At 49.1% G+C, this 19,474-nt stretch carries 19 protein-coding genes; 6 read left to right on the forward strand and 13 right to left on the reverse strand.

All coding sequences use genetic code 11. From position 1 onward, the window contains the following. The first annotated feature begins 213 nt into the window (after positions 1-213). Both COY37_RS06835 and COY37_RS06840 read left to right on the forward strand, forming a co-directional pair. Entirely contained in the window at positions 214-582 is a 369-nt protein-coding gene (locus COY37_RS06835) for a hypothetical protein (RefSeq protein ID WP_286976947.1), read from the forward strand. Between the two features lie 671 nt (positions 583-1,253). Then, positions 1,254-4,028: a UPF0182 family membrane protein gene (locus tag COY37_RS06840; protein WP_286976949.1), complete on the forward strand. Its 2,775-nt coding sequence runs from the start codon at positions 1,254-1,256 to the stop codon at positions 4,026-4,028. 6 nt (positions 4,029-4,034) lie between these two features. Here the strand turns inward: COY37_RS06840 and vapC are convergent, their stop codons facing one another. The 4 genes from vapC to COY37_RS06860 form a co-directional block, all read right to left on the reverse strand. After that, complete coding sequence (gene vapC, locus COY37_RS06845; RefSeq protein WP_286677482.1) at positions 4,035-4,445, reverse strand: type II toxin-antitoxin system VapC family toxin; 411 nt, start codon at positions 4,443-4,445, stop codon at positions 4,035-4,037. Beyond that, positions 4,442-4,642 carry a type II toxin-antitoxin system VapB family antitoxin gene (locus tag COY37_RS06850; RefSeq protein WP_286677483.1) on the reverse strand — a complete coding sequence of 67 codons (201 nt, stop codon included), beginning with the start codon at positions 4,640-4,642 and terminating at the stop codon, positions 4,442-4,444. Before COY37_RS06850 ends, vapC begins: the two co-directional genes overlap by 4 nt. A 698-nt stretch (positions 4,643-5,340) precedes the next feature. After that, positions 5,341-5,889 carry a hypothetical protein gene (locus tag COY37_RS06855; RefSeq protein ID WP_286677484.1) on the reverse strand — a complete coding sequence of 183 codons (549 nt, stop codon included), beginning with the start codon at positions 5,887-5,889 and terminating at the stop codon, positions 5,341-5,343. 15 nt (positions 5,890-5,904) lie between these two features. Continuing rightward, positions 5,905-6,606 carry a hypothetical protein gene (locus tag COY37_RS06860; protein WP_286677485.1) on the reverse strand — a complete coding sequence of 234 codons (702 nt, stop codon included), beginning with the start codon at positions 6,604-6,606 and terminating at the stop codon, positions 5,905-5,907. A 426-nt stretch (positions 6,607-7,032) separates the two neighbouring features. Here COY37_RS06860 and COY37_RS06865 point away from each other — a divergent pair, with 426 nt between their 5' ends. Continuing rightward, entirely contained in the window at positions 7,033-7,470 is a 438-nt protein-coding gene (locus tag COY37_RS06865; RefSeq protein ID WP_286677486.1) for a hypothetical protein, read from the forward strand. Positions 7,471-7,710: 240 nt separating this feature from the next. On the opposite strand, the gene COY37_RS06870 is transcribed toward COY37_RS06865, so the two are convergent. After that, on the reverse strand, positions 7,711-9,354 hold the full coding sequence (locus tag COY37_RS06870; protein ID WP_286677487.1) for an MDR family MFS transporter: 1,644 nt from the start codon (positions 9,352-9,354) through the stop codon (positions 7,711-7,713). Positions 9,355-9,377: 23 nt separating this feature from the next. Beyond that, a complete protein-coding gene (locus tag COY37_RS06875; protein ID WP_286677488.1) occupies positions 9,378-9,623 on the reverse strand; it encodes an AbrB/MazE/SpoVT family DNA-binding domain-containing protein in 246 nt (81 codons plus the stop codon). 233 nt (positions 9,624-9,856) lie between these two features. Here COY37_RS06875 and COY37_RS06880 point away from each other — a divergent pair, with 233 nt between their 5' ends. Both COY37_RS06880 and COY37_RS06885 read left to right on the forward strand, forming a co-directional pair. Then, on the forward strand, positions 9,857-12,328 hold the full coding sequence (locus tag COY37_RS06880) for a bifunctional diguanylate cyclase/phosphodiesterase (RefSeq protein WP_286677489.1): 2,472 nt from the start codon (positions 9,857-9,859) through the stop codon (positions 12,326-12,328). 369 nt (positions 12,329-12,697) lie between these two features. Continuing rightward, on the forward strand, positions 12,698-12,880 hold the full coding sequence (locus COY37_RS06885; RefSeq protein ID WP_286677490.1) for a hypothetical protein: 183 nt from the start codon (positions 12,698-12,700) through the stop codon (positions 12,878-12,880). Positions 12,881-12,893: 13 nt separating this feature from the next. Here the strand turns inward: COY37_RS06885 and acs are convergent, their stop codons facing one another. From acs to COY37_RS06910, 5 genes are all read right to left on the reverse strand, one after another. Continuing rightward, positions 12,894-14,849: an acetate--CoA ligase gene (acs, locus tag COY37_RS06890; RefSeq protein ID WP_286677491.1), complete on the reverse strand. Its 1,956-nt coding sequence runs from the start codon at positions 14,847-14,849 to the stop codon at positions 12,894-12,896. Between the two features lie 197 nt (positions 14,850-15,046). Further along, complete coding sequence (locus tag COY37_RS06895; RefSeq protein ID WP_286677492.1) at positions 15,047-15,511, reverse strand: hypothetical protein; 465 nt, start codon at positions 15,509-15,511, stop codon at positions 15,047-15,049. Positions 15,512-15,636: 125 nt separating this feature from the next. Further along, a complete protein-coding gene (locus tag COY37_RS06900) occupies positions 15,637-16,113 on the reverse strand; it encodes a hydrogenase maturation protease (RefSeq protein WP_286677493.1) in 477 nt (158 codons plus the stop codon). A gap of 5 nt (positions 16,114-16,118) precedes the next feature. Next, complete coding sequence (locus COY37_RS06905) at positions 16,119-16,700, reverse strand: cytochrome b/b6 domain-containing protein (RefSeq protein WP_286677494.1); 582 nt, start codon at positions 16,698-16,700, stop codon at positions 16,119-16,121. 23 nt (positions 16,701-16,723) lie between these two features. After that, positions 16,724-17,365 (reverse strand): nickel-dependent hydrogenase large subunit, encoded by a 642-nt coding sequence (locus COY37_RS06910; RefSeq protein WP_286677495.1) that lies wholly within the window; start codon positions 17,363-17,365, stop codon positions 16,724-16,726. 292 nt (positions 17,366-17,657) lie between these two features. Between COY37_RS06910 and COY37_RS06915 the strand changes: the two genes are divergently transcribed. After that, on the forward strand, positions 17,658-17,915 hold the full coding sequence (locus tag COY37_RS06915) for a hypothetical protein (RefSeq protein ID WP_286976958.1): 258 nt from the start codon (positions 17,658-17,660) through the stop codon (positions 17,913-17,915). 12 nt (positions 17,916-17,927) lie between these two features. Here the strand turns inward: COY37_RS06915 and COY37_RS06920 are convergent, their stop codons facing one another. Next, a complete protein-coding gene (locus COY37_RS06920; protein WP_286677497.1) occupies positions 17,928-18,653 on the reverse strand; it encodes a cation transporting ATPase C-terminal domain-containing protein in 726 nt (241 codons plus the stop codon). A gap of 168 nt (positions 18,654-18,821) precedes the next feature. After that, on the reverse strand, positions 18,822-19,474 hold a 653-nt coding region (locus COY37_RS06925), incomplete at its 5' end, for an erythromycin esterase family protein (RefSeq protein ID WP_286976961.1).

Genomic DNA, 19,474 nt, shown 5'->3' on the forward strand with positions numbered 1-19,474 from the left:
GCCAATGATCTTGGCCCGTAGACTTTACAATAACGGCATCCAAGAGAGGGAGGGCGCGCCAAAGAAAAACAGGGTATCTCTCGCAAATTAATAGTTCGAGGGAGGCGCGCACGCACACGCCAAAGTCTAGCCCCGGGGTCTATAAATTTGGGGTGGGTTGCGAGGCGCGCCCGCACACGCCAAAGTCTACATATCTGGGGGGGGAAGATTATTATGGCAAGAACAAGAAGAACCGGCATCGGAAACGACGGCGGCAGGTCGGCTCAATGCCAATCGGTTCAGATTATCGTTAATCCAAAAACATGCAGAATGGATAAGACCATGCGCGACATCCTCTCGATCAGCGAGCTTGTGACCGGCAGGATACGCGGCATCAGGCTGAAATCAATAGCCGTGAACGATTACTTCGCGGTGGTTAAGGCTGATATCCCAAAAGGATTGGGGCTCGAGGAGATCACCCTGCGGTTCTACGAACTAAAAGGCGCATGGAAAATGAGGGGCTGTGCCTTTTCTGATGAAGAAAAGCCTTCAACAAAACTCCAACATGAGCCCCAAATAATTTTTGAAAAAATTACGAATTAGGTATTGCATACCCTAGGGGGTAGTGGTATATTATATTTACTAAGGCCATCAAGGCACAGAAGCTCCCCGGTATGGGGGTTTCTGTGCGTTTACGGGCAGTTTTTCGTTGCTCGTGTCAGATACCCAACAAGCGGCAAAACTTTACCATATACATACCCCTGTAAAATACCATATTTTACCAATCGCTATCCACTTATTCAGAATGAAACCTTCTTCTAGAAGCCAGAAGAGCAGTAAGCAGTAGGCAGAATAAAACCTTCTTCTTACAGTAGCTAAACTACGCCTAGACGCTACTAAGTGACAATCACAGCTAGTGCACTCGAGATTCTTCGCTATCGCTCAGAATGACACCTAGCAATACTCTTCCTTTAAACCCACACTCTCAACCCACACACTGCCTACTGCATACCGCCTACTACCTACTAAAACACACTTCCTCAACCCACACCCCATTCACCGATTCACCAATTTCTCCTGGATTCCGGCTTCTGACTTCTGGTTTCTGTTCTCCGGCATTTGCTTTTTACTCGCGCCTCTAGTTAAATGAATATGGATGTTGGCGTTAGCAAATAGATCACCCAAGCTATTGCGTCGATTGCACCGGCAAATTACCGACGAACACAGGCAATGCGTTGCCGCCCGCTTCCAAATTATTCGCTCGGGAGGATATCTTGAACACTAGCAGAATCAAACTCATTACGTTCTTTGCATTTGTCGTAGTCTTCTTACTCGCGACCTTCTCAAAATCACTCGTTGTTCTTTATACGGATTGGTTGTGGTTTAAAGAGGTGGGCTATACCTCGGTCTTTTTGGACATCCTCAAGCTAAAATTCACAATAGGGGCTATCGCCGGGTTCGTGTTTTTCGTGTTCCTCTACATCAACATGCTCATCGCTAAGAGGATGGCGCCGGTATTTCCCATGTGGCGCGGCTCGCCGGACGACCCGCTCTACCAAATCCTGAGGTTCTTTAAATCACCGATGTTTATGAGGTTTTTCAACCTGATTCTGCTCGCGGTCGCCGCTGTCGTCGCTTTCGGCGTAGGGGTGCTTGCATCGGCCGACTGGAACCTTGTCCTGCGGTTCATGAACCAAACAGCGTTTGGAATTAAGGACCCGGTATTTAGCCGGGACATCGCGTTTCACGTATTTTCGGTTCCCTTTTATAAGGGAATTATTGGGATAGGTTCCCAGGCACTCATCCTGGCGGTGATTTTAACCGCCCTGGTGCACTGGATTAACGGCAACATATCGTTTCGACCCGGGGGCAAAACATTTGCCCCCCATACCAAAGCACACCTCTCGGTGCTGCTCGGGCTGATAATGATACTGCTCGGGATATCATTTAAGCTTAGCTCATATGACCTATTGCTTTCCAGTGTCGGGGTGGTATTCGGGGCCGGATACACGGACATACATGCGAAACTGCCGGCGCTAAACATCCTCTTTTACTCCTCGATTATCGCGGGCATCATGTTCATGGTTAACATCCACTTCAAGGGATGGAAACTCCCCGCCGCAGGCATCCTCTTTATCATCGCGGTATCGATCGTTGCAAACGGCGTTTATCCCGCCTTGGTGCAACAATATAGCGTCTCACCGAACGAGATCGTAAAAGAAACGCCTTACATCAAACAGGGGATTAAGTTTACGAACCGGGCTTACGGCCTCGATACGATAAAAGAGCAACAGTTTAATGCGGACCAGGGCCTCGATCGGTCGGGGCTTGATAGGAACAAGCAGACCATCGACAATGTCAGGCTCTGGGATTGGCAGCCGCTCGGCAAAACATATAAGCAGATTCAGAGCATACGACTCTACTATGATTTTTCTGACGTGGACATCGACCGCTACCTCATCGACGGCGACCGCCGCCAGGTGGCGATCTCGGCGCGCGAACTCAACACGGATAACCTGCCCGACAACGCAAAGACCTGGCTTAACCAGCACCTTGTCTACACACACGGGTACGGTGTGGTCGCAAACAAGGTAAATGAGTTTACAGAGGAAGGTCTGCCGAAACTGATTGTAAAAGACATTCCGCCGAAAACGGATATCCCGGTCCTTAAAGTCACCAGACCCGAGATCTACTTCGGGGAGGCGACAAACGATTACATTATCGTCGATACTAAAACGCGCGAGTTCGACTATCCGAAGGGTAACGAAAACCAGTACGCCAAGTATGCGGGCGCGGGCGGCATCACGCTCGACAGCCTGGGCAAAAAACTGGCTACCGCCTGGCGTTTTGGCGACCTGCAATTGCTTCTGTCGGATTCCCTAACAGATAAAAGCCGGGTTGTGTTTAATCGCAACATCATCGAGCGCGCCCAACTCATCGCGCCGTTTCTCGAATACGAGGGCGATCCCTATATCGTAATCGACAACGGCAGGCTCTATTGGATGCTCGACGCGTTTACAACGGACAACCATTACCCGTACTCGCACCCCTATGACGAAGCGGGGAACAACTACATTCGCAACTCCGTCAAAGTAGTCATCGATGCCTATAACGGCGATACCAACTATTACGTCTTCGACAAGAAAGACCCGATTATCAGGACCTACGAGAAGGCGTTTCCAAAGCTGTTCAAAGACGGCTCGCAGATGCCCGCCGGTTTGATGGCGCATATTCGCTATCCGGAATCGCTTTTTAGCATCCAGAGCAACATGTTTGCGACCTTCCACATGAACGACCCGCAGGTCTTTTATAATAAGGAGGATCTGTGGAATATCTCGAAAGAGGCGGTCGACGGCGAGCAAAAGAGCATCGCCCCGTACTATATGGAAATGCGCCTGCCGGGCGAGGATAAGACAACGTACCTGATCATGAACACGTTTACGCCGGGCACCAAGAACAACATGATCTCGTGGATGGCGGTCAACTGTGATCCCAAGCAATACGGACAGATGCTGGTCTATATGTTCCCCAAGCAGAAGCTCATCTACGGGCCGATGCAGATCGAGGCACGCATCGACCAGACGCCCGACATTTCGCAAGAGCTAACCCTGTGGAGCCAGAAAGGCTCGCGTGTCGTCAGGGGCAATATATTCGTTATTCCAATCGAGAACTCCATCCTCTATGTCGAGCCGCTTTACCTGCAGTCCGATCAAACGGAGCTGCCCGAGCTTAAACGGGTGATCGTCTCCTACGGCTCCAAGATCGTGATGAAAGAGGATCTTGGATCGGCGCTTGACGCCATCTTCGGCCAGGGTAACGAACCCGGCCAAGATGAGGGGAATAACCAGGGCACGAGCGCTACCGGCACGGTAAACGCACCGTCAACCGCAGCAATACCGGGATCGGTTAAGGATCTGGTAAACCAGGCGTCGAGGCTCTTCGCCGACGCCCAGCAAAAGCAGCGAAACGGCGATTGGGCGGGATACGGCGATGATATGAAGAGGCTTGATAAAGTTCTAACCGAGCTGAAACAGAAAACCGGAAAATAAAGGGGATTAGCAGCAAACGTCAATTAGTTTCAACTGTGAATTATTTGCAATTAACTGAAAATCTTTATCGGTGCTAAGCAAGAGAAGCTCATTCTTAACACAAACCGCAGCAATTAAAGCATCGATTGTTCCAACCTGCACGCCTTTCTTTTTGCAGTCATTCCTGAGCCGTGCTGCCCCAATATAGTCTTCTCGCTCAACCGGCACCATGGGAAATGCCGCTAGATGATCCTTTAGCTGACCAAAGAGCTCCTCACTCGCAACTCCCGACAGAATCTCTTGCAATATAATCCCGATCAAGCATATATACTCACCGGTTTCAATATAATCCTTAAGAAGATCGGCTGCTTTAGAGTTTGCGTCTTTCTTCCTCCTTAAGGCCAGCGACCATACCGACGTATCGACTAAGATTCTCACCTTGCTTCTCTTTCTCTTTTGTAATCATAATCCGGCTCATACTCCACCTGGCCAAAAAGAGAAACAATCTTTTTTTGTTTTCTGCGCTGTATGTATTCGACTAAAGCCTCATTTACGGTGTCTTTCTTTGTTTTCTTGCCGCCGAGTTTTTGAGCTTCTTCTAGTAGTTGCTGGTCGATTGCCAAATTTGTAGCCATAATCATCACCTCACACATTATTCTACACATATTGCTACACATAATACAACGGTAATTTTCAGTGAATGTGGAGTGAAATTCTGCAGTCCTTCAAGTCTCCTTAAGCATCAGGGAATAGCGCTTTCCCGTAACGATCGGCAGATTTAAGAAAAACCGCTCTACAAAGCGGTTTTTAAAAAGTCTTGAAACGCATCCCCGGATTCTCATTTATTCAAACTATATACAGAAATTGCCAGTTTGATTGCTTAGAATTTTACGGCTTGTTATTAGAAGGAATTCGGATAACTTGCTACAGTAACACTCTCTCCGTTTTTTCGGGGACTAGGGCCAGAGGATAGTTTTACAGATCAAAAAATAATCGTCTACTTGGGACCGCTTGGATCAATGATCAGCAAGACACGACAAATGGTTTACCATCATGAGTACATATAACCTCGACCAAAGATTTCATCCAAGCACGTATATCGATTAGCTGATGAACGACAATTAAAATTACCGGTAGGAAGAAATAATTGACGTCGGACAATTAGCTTTCCTAAAACATTGGAAGCCGTGCTGGGCATGATAAAAAACTGGGCTGGAGTCATTTGCTAACTGTCAAGTAAGCTCTTAACTCTTTGAGATTACATATAATTAAACAGAAAAGAACCACCATTTTAACCGAAAATGATGGTTCTTTTTGTCTTAAGGTATTGTGCTTAATTCTGTAAGTCTGGTCTCTTGTTGAGATTCTTTAAACCCTGAGGATCGCTAGATGTAACTACAAGGGAAATCATAGCACCGGTCTCTGCATCATAAGCAGCCGTAACTGTCGCTTTCTCAACAGGCTGACCGTCAACATTATGGGTTTTATCAAATTTAGAAATCAAAACCCATACAATACGATTTGGGTCGATGTCATGTCTAAGCATTGGGTCGATTCCCATATCAAAATACTCTTTGTAAGTCATTAAGCTTTTTAACGTATATTTACCGCCCTTTTTTGCAATATCCGCTTCAGAGACATAACCGGGCAGTTTATCCACGTTCTTCAACTTATTGTTACTTATATCTTTGTTTGCTTTGTACGAGACATCCACAAGCTTAACTTCTTTATTATCTGGATCCTTTGTTGGTGTTACTTTTTCTAATACAGCTTTTGCAGAGTCGTATCTTGACCCTAAATGCGCATAAGCTTGGGAGGTGAGAATTAATAATAGTAAACTGGCTACCGCCAAAATAGCTCTTTTCTTCACTGCTGAATCCACATCCTTTCTTAGTGACTAATAGACCTTGATCCTATTGTATGAAGATTCAAAGATAGCCGCATATCCAGCATGGCTGTTATAGCCGACTATACCGCCAATATCCTTCCAGAAATGCCATGTGCCTGAGTACATTACATTTAGATCTGTCATATAGCTCGGTGTGCTTATCGATTGGGCTGCGTTATTTGATGTCCCCCATTCAACGCCAGCATCAATTCTACCTACGTTTGAAGGGGTAGAATTGAGATAACTGCCCAGAACCGATCCATCCGTTCGCATCTGCGCAGCTGAGCCTGTGCGCAAATCGACGCCCATTGAATGATTCTGACCTGCAGCCCATCCACGGCTTTGAAAAGGAGTTAGCGAAAAAGAGCTTGAAGTTGCCCTTGCAGTAAACAAGCCGGTGTAAGGATAAGTATAATTTGGCGTACCATCGCTATTGAAACCGTAGCCACTATGAAAACCCATCTCCACCCATTGACTCGTATCGTTGTTAATAGTAAACCAATATTCCCAGTTGATCTTGTTTTCCGTGCCGTTCGCCCATACCGAGTTTAAGGTGGGAAGCGTGGTGTACAGGAAAAAATTATTGTAAGAACTCTGTTGTGGTAAGCCTTGCTGACTCCAAGTTTTTGTTTGAGATGCAAGGGCTGATGAATTGAACATTAGCAAGATAGAAACGGTTAGCAACAAATACCTGATTGTTTTCTTCAACATGTACTCCTCCTTTGTGTCGTCATCTACATAGCTCCTTACCATGAATCAGGGTTAACAGCGAACCATAGAACCACCTACCTTTAACATTTGTTATTCGAATCGTCCATCATGATAACCAAAACGCCATCTAAAGAATTATCGAATATGATAACCAGCGCTTAGTTAAAACAGTATTTATTACGCCATCATTATCGCAGCTTGTTATACACTATGGTTGTTGTTTTTGCGAATATTATTACGAACTAATTATTATTTGTCAAGTAGTATTAGCTTTCGGTGTGTCGGCGAAATAATGTACTTTGCTTCTGCAGTAGAAAAAGAGTATCCTCAAGATAATAGATAAGGTATAGGCTTAAGCCTATACCGACTTTGCACCCATTGAGCTTCTAGTCTAGTTAGAGTTTTTTACAACAAAGGAGTATTGTGTTGAAGAAATCATTGGTTGGAGTATTATTAACTAGTATTGCGATAATATTTGTAATACTAGCTGGATGCACATCTACAAGGCCTGAAAAGGTAGTAAAGCTAAATACGGTAAAAGTGAGCACTCAAGAAAGGCCATCATATAATACTTGCATAGCCTGGAATGATGGAATCTATGGCTTAGCTAATGAAATTGTTCCTATCAGAAGTATTGGTAAGGAGATAGGTAGGACAATACGAAACATAAGCCCAAGACCAGAAAGAAATGGTGATGTTGCTAGTCCTTATGCTGACGGTAGGTTAGTGGTTCCGAACGGGGCAAAGTTATGCCTTATAAGAGGGATAAGCAAAAATGAAGCAATAGCAGTGGAAATATCAGAAGGCAGGTTTCAGAAAGCAATAAAAGTAGGAATGCTAGAGAAAAAAACCGGAGTGAACTGACCTGTCCCCGAAAATTGTGCCACCCTACAGTTGATTTGAGAAGTCATTTGCCATAGCTATGAATATTATGGGTTCTTCTAAGAGCTAGTAATCGATAGCAGCAGCCCATAACCATACCCCCACAACTGTACCCAAATCAGCGAAATACCGCACTACAAAGCGGTTTCTCTATAAGTCATTTTGCACTCAAAATACATCCCCGGGTTGGATGCCAACTTTTGCGCGTTGAGGTTCTGGCGCTTAGTCAAAAGCCGGCTCGTCTTCAGGCATCAAAACAGCCTGCTCTACAAGCATCTCAGCCCCCGCCTCCTGCACTGCAGGACGTTCGTTATGGGTTTTGCGGAGCGCGATTTCCTTCATAAAGAACATGAGTAAGACACCGGCTATCATAATAAACGCAGCGATATGGTAGATGCTGGTTATACTATCGGAGAGCGCAAGGCGTAGGTCCCCCAATATAACCATGAACGGTTTTTGCGCCACGGGCGGAAGCTTAGCCATAACGCTTTTAAGGTTGCCGACGTTCATCATCATTTTCGGGTCCTGCAGGCCTTGAATCAGCGGCTTCGGCAACATCTGCAGTGTCTGAACGTGTTTTGACAGCAGGTCGCCCATCTCGATTTTGAGGTTATTATTCATAATGCTTCCCATGATCGCAACGCCAACGGTGCCGCCGATCGAGCGGAAGAACTGTGTCGCTGCCGAGACAACCCCAAGTTTATTGTGCGGGAAGGCATTCTGAACCGCGATTGAAAAGATCGGGAACGTCACCCCAAGGCCGCCGCCCAGCAAAATCATATCCCGCACGACTTCAGAATTCTGCGTATGCACGGTCATGGTCGACAGCAAATACATGCCAAAAGTTGAGGTAGCAAGGCCCAAAATACCTAGTATCTTGTACTTACCGGTCCGAGACATAATCTGGCCGGTGATAGTGCTCGCTACAACCGATGACATCATCATCGGGAAGAGCAAGAGGCCGGAGTTGGTCGCGGTTTTGCCGATAACCCCCTGAATAAAAATCGGGATATACGCGACCGTCCCAAACATACCCAAACCGGTGATAAACAGGATCGCCATTGATACGCTAAATATCCGGTTTTTGAACAAGTTCAGTGCAATGATCGGTTCCTCTGCCCTGCTCTCAACAAAAAGAAACGCGATTAACATAACCGCCGCTACAGAGAAGAGAGCGATGATCTTGGTTGAGCCCCACGGATATTCCGAACCGCCCCAGACAAGGGCAAGCAAGAGCGGGATAATACTGCCGAGAAGCGCGGCCGAACCCCACCAGTCGATCTTTCGTCCCTTATGCCCGGCGATAACCGGCATAACTTTCATAAATACCAAAACCGCCAGGATGCCAAATGGGATATTGATGTAGAAATTCCAACGCCAGCTCATGTGATCGGTTATGTATCCACCGGCAAGCGGCCCAAGAATGCTGGCCAGCCCGAACACGGCGCCCATGATTCCGCCCCACTTGCCTCGCTCGGCAGGAGGGAAGATATCGCCGATAATCGCAATCGCGTTCGCCATCATCGCTCCTCCACCAATACCCTGTAGACCGCGGAAAATAATGAGTTGGGTCATTGATTGAGACAACCCCGAAAGTGCCGAACCAAGGATAAATATTATAATACCGCTAATAAAAAACCATTTACGCCCATATATATCGGAGAGCTTACCATAGATAGGGACCACTGCCGTCGAGCCAAGCATGTAAGAGGTGAACACCCATGAGAGCATGTTGAGCCCGCCAAGCTCGCTTACGATCCGCGGCATCGCCGTTCCTACTATCGTCTGATCAAGCGCCCCAAGAAGCATTCCTAAAAAGACGCCGACCATTATAAGAATTTTCTGCCTGTTTGGGATTGTTTCCATCCTATTACCTCTCGAATCTACTGTTAGTCGTTCTCTGCCCGGTTTATCAGTTGCTCGATGCTCTGCGCCTTATTGGTAAGATGCTTTACCAGCCGACCAAGTTCTTCAGCCTTTACCATAAATAGCCCCGATTGATTTGGGCCGGCAAAGAAAAGAAGTTTGCTGCCCGGTTCGATCCCCATAGCCCGTCGTGCTTCGGCCGGTATTGCGACCTGGCCACGCTCGCCGACTGTGGCGGTGCCCAGAAATGAGTGTTCGTGATCGTGCATGATATTCCCTTCTTTACATGTATTTTCATGCGTATCTCAGCAGAATAACGCGTTTCCTATCGACCGTCAATAAAATATCCTTATTTTCCTGGGTTTTTCACTATTGCACAAATTACAAAGTTAGTTATAAATTACTTAAACTAACCGATACCGTGCCGATACTTACTAAAATATTTACTAAGATACTTACTAACGATCTTACTAACGAACTAAGTCTGAAAGGATAGTAAGTCATGCCTAAAGGCACTACCAAGAAAAGCGGCAAGTGCGAGCACGTTAGAGATCTATCCTTGCGCTTGGGCAAGATTCTTAATAGCTCGGCTAATGAAATATATGTATTCGATACCAAGACGCTGCATTTTGTCCAGGTAAACCAGGGTGCGTGCGAAAACCTCGGTTATACCATGGAGGAGCTTACTAAGCTTACACCGCTTGATCTAAAGCCGGAGTTTACCCCCGAAACCTTCGAGTTCCTGGTAAAGCCGTTGCGGGACGGAACAACCCCCGTTGTAGTGTTTGAGACCCTACACAAGCGCAAAGATACTACACTCTACCCGGTTGAAGTCAGGCTCGAACTCTCACATGCCGAGCAACAGCCGCTTTTTGTGGCGGTTATACAAGATGTAATAACGCGGAAGTCTGCAGAGAACCTACTAAGGGATAGCGAAGAGCGATATCGCCGTCTCGTTGAACTCTCGCCTGATGTCATTGCAGTTCACAGCGAGGGCAAAATCGTCTATATAAACCCGGTCGGGGCCAGGCTCTTCGGCGCGAGAAAACCTGGCGATTTGCTTGGGAAACCGGTGCTTAGCTTGGTTCACCCGGATTTCCATGAAACCGTGAAAGACCGCGTGCAGCAGATGCAGCACGGTAAAGCCGTAGGGCTGACCGAGGAAAAATTCATCAGGCTTGACGGGCGGATAATCGATGTTGAAGTCGCCGCTACGCCCGTTATCTTCCAGGGGAAACCGGCTGTGCAGGTTTTCGTCCGTGATATCGGGCAGCGCAAGCGCACTGAGGCGGCATTACGTGAGGCTAAAGACCGTCTTGAACAGCTCTATACCGTTATCCCGAGCGCACTATTTACAGTGGATAAAGACAGTAGGGTAACCAGTTTTAATAAAAAGGCCGAGGAGCTGACCGGCTATAGCGCAGAAGAAACTATCGGCAACAAGTGCACGCTCTTTGCCCTTCATCCGTGCGCAAAAAGTTGCGGTTTGAACTCCCCCCACGTTGTAAAGCCGTTTATGGGTAGGGAGTGCACGATAAAAAGAAAAGACGGAGAGGTGCGCGCAATCTCGAAAAACGCGGATCTCTTGCGCGATGTAGACGGCCAGGTAATGGGTGGGGTCGAGAGCTTTGAGGATATCACCGAGCGTAAAAAAGCTGAAGAGATGCTCAACTCGATGGCCTATTACGACTCGCTAACCGGCCTTTCCAACAGAATATTATTTAACGACCGCCTCGGGCTGGCGCTGGCGCAAGCTCGCCGTACTAAGGAAATGCTTGCAGTCCTCTATATCGACCTTGATAATTTTAAAGCTATTAACGATACCCTCGGACATGCCGTTGGAGACCGGCTTCTGCAACTGGTTGGCAGACGACTTAAAGACTGCTTACGCGATGGAGACACAATCGCCCGGCTCGGCGGTGATGAGTTCGTCGTATTGCTACCACAGATACGGTGTGCAGAAGATGCCACCGTGGTAGCTACAAAGTTGCTCGAATCGTTTGGCTTACCGTTTGATCTCGACAACAACGAACTATTCATAACCACCAGCATCGGTATCAGCCTTTACCCGTATGACGGCGATGATACCGAGACAATGCTGAAAAACGCAGATACCGCCCTCTACCGGGCTAAAGAGCACGGGAAGAACAACTACCAGCTCTATACGTCGGCCATGAACGCCAAGGCTTTTGAGAGACTGGCGCTTGAAAACAGCATGCGAAGAGCGCTTGACAGGGAAGAGTTCGTCGTGTATTACCAGCCGCAAGTGAACCTTGCCACAGGGCAAATCGTCGGCATGGAGGCCCTGTTGCGCTGGCAACACCCCGATCTGGGTTTGGTATACCCATCGGAATTCATTGGTCTTGCCGAGGAAACCGGGCTTATCATCTCGATCGGTGATTTTGCGCTTAGAACTGCCTGCAAACAAAACAAAGCCTGGCAGGATGCCGGTCACCCGCCGGTACGGATAGCGGTAAACCTCTCGGCAAAGCAGTTCTACCAGCAAAATCTAGATGATACCATTGCCCAAGCGCTAGACGATACGAACTTGCACCCAAAATTCTTAGAGCTTGAAATTACCGAGAGCGTCGTCATGAAAGATACGACGAGCGTTTCAGCCAGCCTCTACAAGTTAAAAGACATGGGTATACAGGTAACTATCGACGATTTCGGTACCGGCTATTCCTCGCTTAGCTACCTAAAGCGCTTTCCAATAGACGGGCTTAAAATCGATCGCGTATTTATAAGGAACCTTACTACCGATCCAAACGATGCGGCCATCGCAAAGGCAATTATTGCCATGGCCAAAAGCCTTAACTTGCGGGTTGTTGCGGAGGGTGTGGAAACAACGGATCAGCTAGAGTTCTTGCGCTCGCTCAAATGTGATGAGATACAGGGCTACCTTATAAGCCGTCCGGTTCCTGCGGACGAGGCAACAGCGCTTTTAGTAGAGAGTAAGCAGCGCTGTGCCTAGTATTGCCCGGTCTTACCGGGAGAACCCCTTTTTTTAAAGTGCATGCCGGTACCCTGCGTGGTTTTTAACGAAAAACCCTATCTCTTTTTAGCAAGGTAAAACTGCTTTGTTGGTGGGCTGGTAATAGTGACCTATAAATTGTAAAATAGTAGGAGCACTTGAAACGAATCGCCTACTGCCATGGGTGGTTCGTTTCTTTATTTTGAACTATTTTGCATATCTAGCGGCCTTATATCTTTATTCCGGCGGCTAGATTTGGTATTATTTGTATGCTTAGGTAATCTTATTGTCAATTACAACCCAGCCAGAAGCTCACACTTTAAGTGGTTATTATAATAACAATCTAACAGATAGGTGGCCTGCGATCATATGAGAAAGAATAACTGTTGCCAGAAGAGAAGAAAATCCAGTAGGTGTAGAAGTATCGTTGGATTTGGCCTGATAGGGTTGCTCTTGTCCGTCCTGGGGTTTTTAGTCGTTTCAAATTACAAAAACGTCGGCAAAGAGCCACAGGCTGAAGAACAAAACATCCTGTATCTGCCCCTTAGCTAGGGCAGAGCCGGCACTACTCCGCTTCCTGGCTCTCATATTTCTGTTTCAGCTCGGCCATAACCGCCGGCTCGGCAAGCGTGGATACGTCACCCGGTGCGCGACCGCTCGCTATATCTCGTAAAAGCCTGCGCATGATCTTACCCGAGCGTGTTTTTGGCAGTTCGCTGACAAAGATAACCGTTTCAGGCACAGCTATGGGTCCGATCTTCTTTCGGACGTGGGCCCGAAGTTCTTGCTGCATCTGCGGTGTGCCTTCCTGCCCCTCTTTAAGGATTACAAATGCAGCGATGGCTTCACCCTTAATCTCGTGCGGGATGCCGATTACCGCAGCTTCAGCAACAGCTTGGTGATCGACCAATGCCGACTCCACTTCCGCCGTGCTTATCCTGTGACCGGCGACCTTGATAATGTCGTCGACCCTTCCTAGAATCCAGAAGTAGCCGTCTTCATCCAGTTTGGCGCCGTCACCGGTTAAGTACTTACCCGGGAATCTGCTCCAGTACGTCTCTATGTATCGCTGTTCGTCCTTGTAGAGGGTTCGAAGCATCGCCGGCCATGGTTTTGTGAGAACCAGGTAGCCGCTACCTCCCGGCTTCACGGGGTTTCCGTGCTCATCGACAACCTCGGCCCCGGTACCCGGAAACGGATGCGCGACAGAACCCGGCTTACAGACAGTAACGCCCGGAAGCGGTGTTAGTATAACCTGGCCGGTCTCCGTCTGCCACCAGGTATCGACTATCGGGCACCCCTCGTTGCCGACGTACTTGTAGTACCATACCCAGGCCTCGGGGTTGATCGGCTCCCCGACCGTACCGAGAAGACGCAATGAGGACAAGTCGTACTGCTCGAGCCACGCGGTACCCCACTTTATAAAGCTTCGGATTGCCGTCGGCGCCGTGTACAAAATCGAGACCTTATGTTTTTCGATGATGCTCCACCAGCGGCCCCTACCCGGATAATCAGGCGCCCCCTCATACATAACCTGTGTGGCCCCGTTTAAGAGCGGTCCATATATAATATAGCTATGGCCGGTAATCCAGCCAACGTCGGCCGTGCACCAGAATACGTCTTCGGGCTTGTAATCGAAGATATATTTAAATGTGGTATACACTCCCGTCAGGTATCCGCCGGTTGTATGCACTACTCCCTTGGGCTTGCCGGTAGTGCCCGAGCTATACAATAAAAAAAGCATGTCCTCTGCATCCATCTGCTCCGGTTTGCAGTACTCTTCAGCACCGCTCACCACATCGTGGTACCAATAATCACGGCCTTGCCTCATGGCTGTCCTGAGTATATCGCCGACCCGCCTAACTACAACTACGCTCTCGATTGTTGGGGTATCCTTCAATATCTCATCTGCGGATTGCTTTAGCGGGATCACCTTTCCCCTGCGATACCCGCCGTCTACGGTAATCAGAAGCTTGGCCTCGGCATCGTTAATTCGCTCGCGGAGCGCCTCGGCGCTGAAACCGCCGAAAACAACCGAATGGGGTGCACCGATGCGAGCGCATGCAAGCATTGCAATCACGATCTCGGGAATCATCGGCATGTAAATCGTGACCCGATCGCTTTTCTTGACCCCCAATTTCTTAAGAGCATTTGCGAACGCATTAACCTCGCGGTAGAGATCAAAATAGGTGATGGTGCGCTGCTCGCCGGGTTCACCTTCCCAGATAATAGCCGTTTTATCCCGCGACGGACCACCGATGTGGCGATCTAAGCAGTTGTAGGATGCATTTATTTTTCCGCCTACGAACCATTTCGCGAACGGCAGATTCCACTCTAAGACTTTATCCCATCGCTCGAACCAATGAAGTTCTGATGCCGTTCGTGCCCAAAACGCTTCCGGGTCTTCACCCTCTTTATAGATTTCTGAAGTCGCGACGGCAGCCCTTTTAAAACTCTCCGGCGGTGGGAAGAGCCTCTTCTCCTGCAACAAGCTTTCAAGTGTTTCATTATTATCGCTCATATGACCCCTACTACCGTCTGTTTGGCATGAAGGCGATGCTTGATATTATTTTTACCCATAATAGAAATCAACTATTACTACAGGTAACAATGACCGTCACTTAAGCTCGCCAACATCATGTGGCCGGCCGTACTTATCCTGGTAGGAGTCTGGCTGATTTTCAGGCAGCTCTATAGACGATAAAATGGTAATCGCGCTTATTCCTCTTGCTCTTCGCCTTCTTCTTCTTCGCCTTCCGTGTGAAACTCCCACATGCGGCGGCGCATCTCCATCGCGCGCTTCATATAGTCGATCTTCATGCGCCTTTTTTCTTCGGCGAAATTTACGATCTCGTCGGCCATTTTATCCAGGTCGTCGCCGTATTTTTTGTCCATCTTGGCCTTGATCTTTTCGTAAAGCAGCTCTTTCTTTGCGATTTTTGCCATCATCATGGGGTCCTTACGGCGGTGTTCCATACCACCCATCATGTCCGCGCCGTACCCGCACACCGGACACATCCCGTGCCCATGCATACCCATCGGCATCATGCCCATCGGGCCGCCCATCATCCCCATCGGCATACCGCCCATTTCTCCCATCATTCCCATTCCTGGCCCCATACCGTGCCTACATCTATGGCCACCCATATGGTGTCCGTAGCCCATTTTTCCTCCGTGTGTCATATCCACACCTCCTGACATGTTTCTACCCGTTTGTAAATTAGCAAAACTTTAATTGTGACAGCATCTGAGCACTACACTGTCTGGTGCCTGTCTTGAGTACTTGAGTATTTCCCTTTGTCTGTTCGCTAAACATTCAGCGAGTGCAACTCATCAAGTACCAGCTGGCAAACACGTCTTGCTGCAGTGGCAACCGGCGGGGTAAGCTCGCTATCCCTTGGTCGCACATCACCGACCTGAACGCCAAAAACGATCACTTCAGGATTTGCGCCGGTAAGCCGTGCGTTGGTTACGAGATACGCCACACCCATCCCGTGGATATTATTTGAGCGGAGGTTTAGCACGCCGGCCTCATCCGGGTTGAACCTGAAAATCGTACCGGGCTCGGCTTCGGTTGCGATCGAGTCGACCACGATAACGATATCCGAATCGCGGAAGTGCTTTACCAGACCCATGCCCGCGGTCTCACCAACGATCATGGTAACATTGGGCTCATCGATTTCAGCGGATAAGTCCCGCACAACGGCAGCCCCAACGCCATCATCACCCATTAAGGTATTGCCGATACCCAGCACCGTTATCTTCGGCTTTTGGCGTGAATTCATCGTTACTACCGCTCCTCACCGCCATCGCTCATCGTTACTTCACGGGGCTCCCGGTAAAAGAACATAAGCGGCAGCTCCGGTCTCGCCTCGATAAGCACCAGATAACTGTGTAAAACAATAATCACGATAAACAGCCAGGCGACTATATAGTGGATTATCCGCACGATAATCGGGCCCCCCAAAGCATATGTTAACGGTGAGAAGAACGCGAGGGTAGGGGTCCATTGTTCAAACCCGGTTATTATCTGAATAATCGACAACAGAAACAACACCGCATAAGTTCCCTTTTGCAGGGGATTGTATTTTAGTGTCCTGGGATGGGTCCTGCGCAGGAACAAGTGGAATTTTAGCGACTCCAGGGTTTTGCCCCTGTTCTCCTTTTGGGGTAAGAAAAATATGTAATCCGGCATCTTGCGCCGGGAGCCCGTAGGGGCCGAGCCGCGACCAAAAAACGCCCAGTAAAACCGAATCACACCGGTCGAGATCAATATCCAGGCGGCGATAAGATGGACGGTTCTATTCGTCTGCATCGAACCCGAGTAAAACGGTGAATGTATGAAAAACCCGGTGAAAACCAGCGTTATCAAAGCCACCGAGTGCACAAAGTGTGTTACCACGGCTGTGAGGGGGTGTTCCTCCCGCGTGGCGCGTCCCAGCCGCCCTTGCCGATGCCGCTCCCCGGTATCGGCTTCGCCGTAAACACCTTGGTGTTGCCCTTCTTTATGTTATCCAGCAGTTCGTCGGCCCAGCGAAGCGCGTTATCGGCATTTACCTTAGCTTTTAGAACACGTGCCGCAATACGGCCTAAATCGGACATCAGGATTCCAACATTGCCCGGCTGACCGATGGCCTTAAGCGCATCATCGACCGCTTTTTTAGTATCCGGGCGCCCGGCAAGATGGGCGACCAACATTTGCGCGAGCGGACCCACCTCCATCGGCCTGTTATCGTCGCCGTACCGTACCGCCTGCGTCCAGTCGTACTTGCCTTTCACTGGGCCCTTGTTATCAAGGGGATCGATCCCGGTGTAGTTTATCGGCTCCTGGCCTGAATCGAGGGGGTGTTTGCCGCCGCCAACCTTATCGTCAAACCAGGAGAACTTGGTATACATCCTCGTCTGATCCGGGTCGGGCTTATGCAGAGTGAGCTTGCCGTCAAAGATCGCACCCCTCGGGAAGAGGCGATCGAACGGGGCAATGGCAATAAGATCGGGAACCATCACATCGTTAACGAACGCCTGCACCTGCTCCATGCGGCCCCTATAAACTTGAGGAAATCCCTTCGCGTCAACCGGGGAAATACCGTTATTTCTTCCTCTGACATTGCTCCACCTCCATTAAAAACGAGTAGCAGGCATACGTTTAACCGTAATGGGTTCACCTATGCGGCTCATTGGTTTTACGTAATATCGCCGCTTATATACCCTACCGGCAAGTTTTTTACGCACCTCGGGTTCCTGTAAAGGTAAAGAGATAGCAACGAGTATCTCTATCCACCGTTTTTTGCTACAGTATCAAAAAGCAAGGAACCACAAGAAGGTCGTTATGGGCGCCGATTCTAATATCTACGTTATAAAAATTTACTGTTCGAAGTGCAATACATTCTTGTACAAGTACAGGAAGCGGACGAATGGGTTCCTGGTCAAGTGCTATATGGATAGAATTCTTGAAGACGGCACGAACGGCGATCTCAAGTGCCCGAGCTGCGGCCAAGAATTTGCCAGGTTTAAGATCATGAAGAACAAACCGGCCCACAAAATTATCAGGGGGAAGGTTTTTATCAAAGGCCACCTGAAAAAGTAACAGGTACCCTCTCTATCCCTTCTCTGCGACTTTTCTTGTTTCCACCCAAAATGTAAACACAAATGCGATAGCGACCGCGAAGAGCCACTGCCCGGCGTTTAAATAGGTAAGCTTCAAAGCTGGGTGAAGAAACGGGGTGGCAATTGCTATTATCAAAAAGCCGATAGCGCCGATTGCCCATACATCCATGGGCCTGTTTGAGAAAAGGCCGAAGCTTGAAAGGGGCTGCCGGTCCGATCTCATATTAAAGGCCAGGAAGATATGGCCGAACATCCAGGCGGCGAAGGCCGAGCTTTGGGCAACCAGGGTGTTTCCGGTTGTAAAGTTGGTGACCAGATACACGGTCGAAACGGCAAGGAACAGGGATATGGCGCCGAGGACGATCGTGCGAAGCATAGGGCGGTCCATAAAACGCTGATTGGGGTTGCGAGGAGGTTGCGTCATCAGGTCTTTCTCGCCCGGCTCCGCGACGAACGCGGCAGAGGCGCCGAGATCCATAAATAGCTCGAGGACGATAATCTGGATGGGCGCAAATGGAAGTGGGATACCGAGCAGTACGGGGAGCAGGAAAATCGACATCAAGCCCAACTTGACCGCGAGGTAATACCGCACACCTTTTCGCAGGTTGTCATACATCCTGCGCCCGCTTTGCACGGCAAAGGCAATGGTGGAAAAATCATCGTTAGTCAAAATCATATCGGCCGCTTCTCGGGCGACATCGGTTCCCGTCTCTCCCATCGCGATACCGGTTGCTCTGCCGATACCGCCTGTTCTTTCAGCCGTTCCGGTCTTTGCTCAGGTGTCTGGCCCGGCATTTCTTCAGGTAACGGGTTTCTTGAAGCCATACTTTGCACTCCGTTTTATGCCTTCGAGTTCTTACTTCTTACTATATTGGATATCATCCGGCTAAGTCGCTGATGGATAGGTATCGGGGGGCTCGTCTATCTTGGGATTTATGGGTAACGGGTTGAGAGCTGAGGTCTTGTCGATATATAAAAACGCGTCGTACCGGTCGCGCAAGGCGGTTGGGGTATAGGTGGCAAACTCCGCATTGGGATCGTATACCACACCTATCCCCCTATGGTCCCGCATCTGTGAGAAAAACTGCGATTCCTGCCGGTTCGCCGCAAACAATACCAGCCGGTTCCCCCCATCAAAGCCGTGAAACAGGTGCTCCCAGCTATCGAACATCGCGGGCGGCAGGGGCATCTGCTTCATAGGGGCATCCCAATCGTCGGCCGCGATAAGGCTGCCCTCATAGGAGCCGAATCCCACCAGGTACGTCCTCTCGACCCCAAGCGCACCCCGCACGATCTGTCCGATACTGGTCTGGCCGGTATCGACCATATCTGTGGCCTGGGCGTCCCCTGCATGGGTGTTATGGGCCCAAATTATTCCCTTCGGATCGGTAGTTCTTTCATAAAAATCCATAAGGCGAAAGAACGTGTTGGCCATGTGCCCCTCGCGCACGTTCCAGGCATCCGGGTCGCCGCTAAGCATCGCCCGGTAATAGCGCTCGGCATCGATTGCGACCAGGGCGTTTTGCTCGGCGCTCAGTT

The sequence above is a fragment of the Candidatus Aquicultor secundus genome (genome assembly GCF_002791875.1).
GTDB lineage: Bacteria > Actinomycetota > Aquicultoria > Aquicultorales > Aquicultoraceae > Aquicultor_A > Aquicultor_A secundus.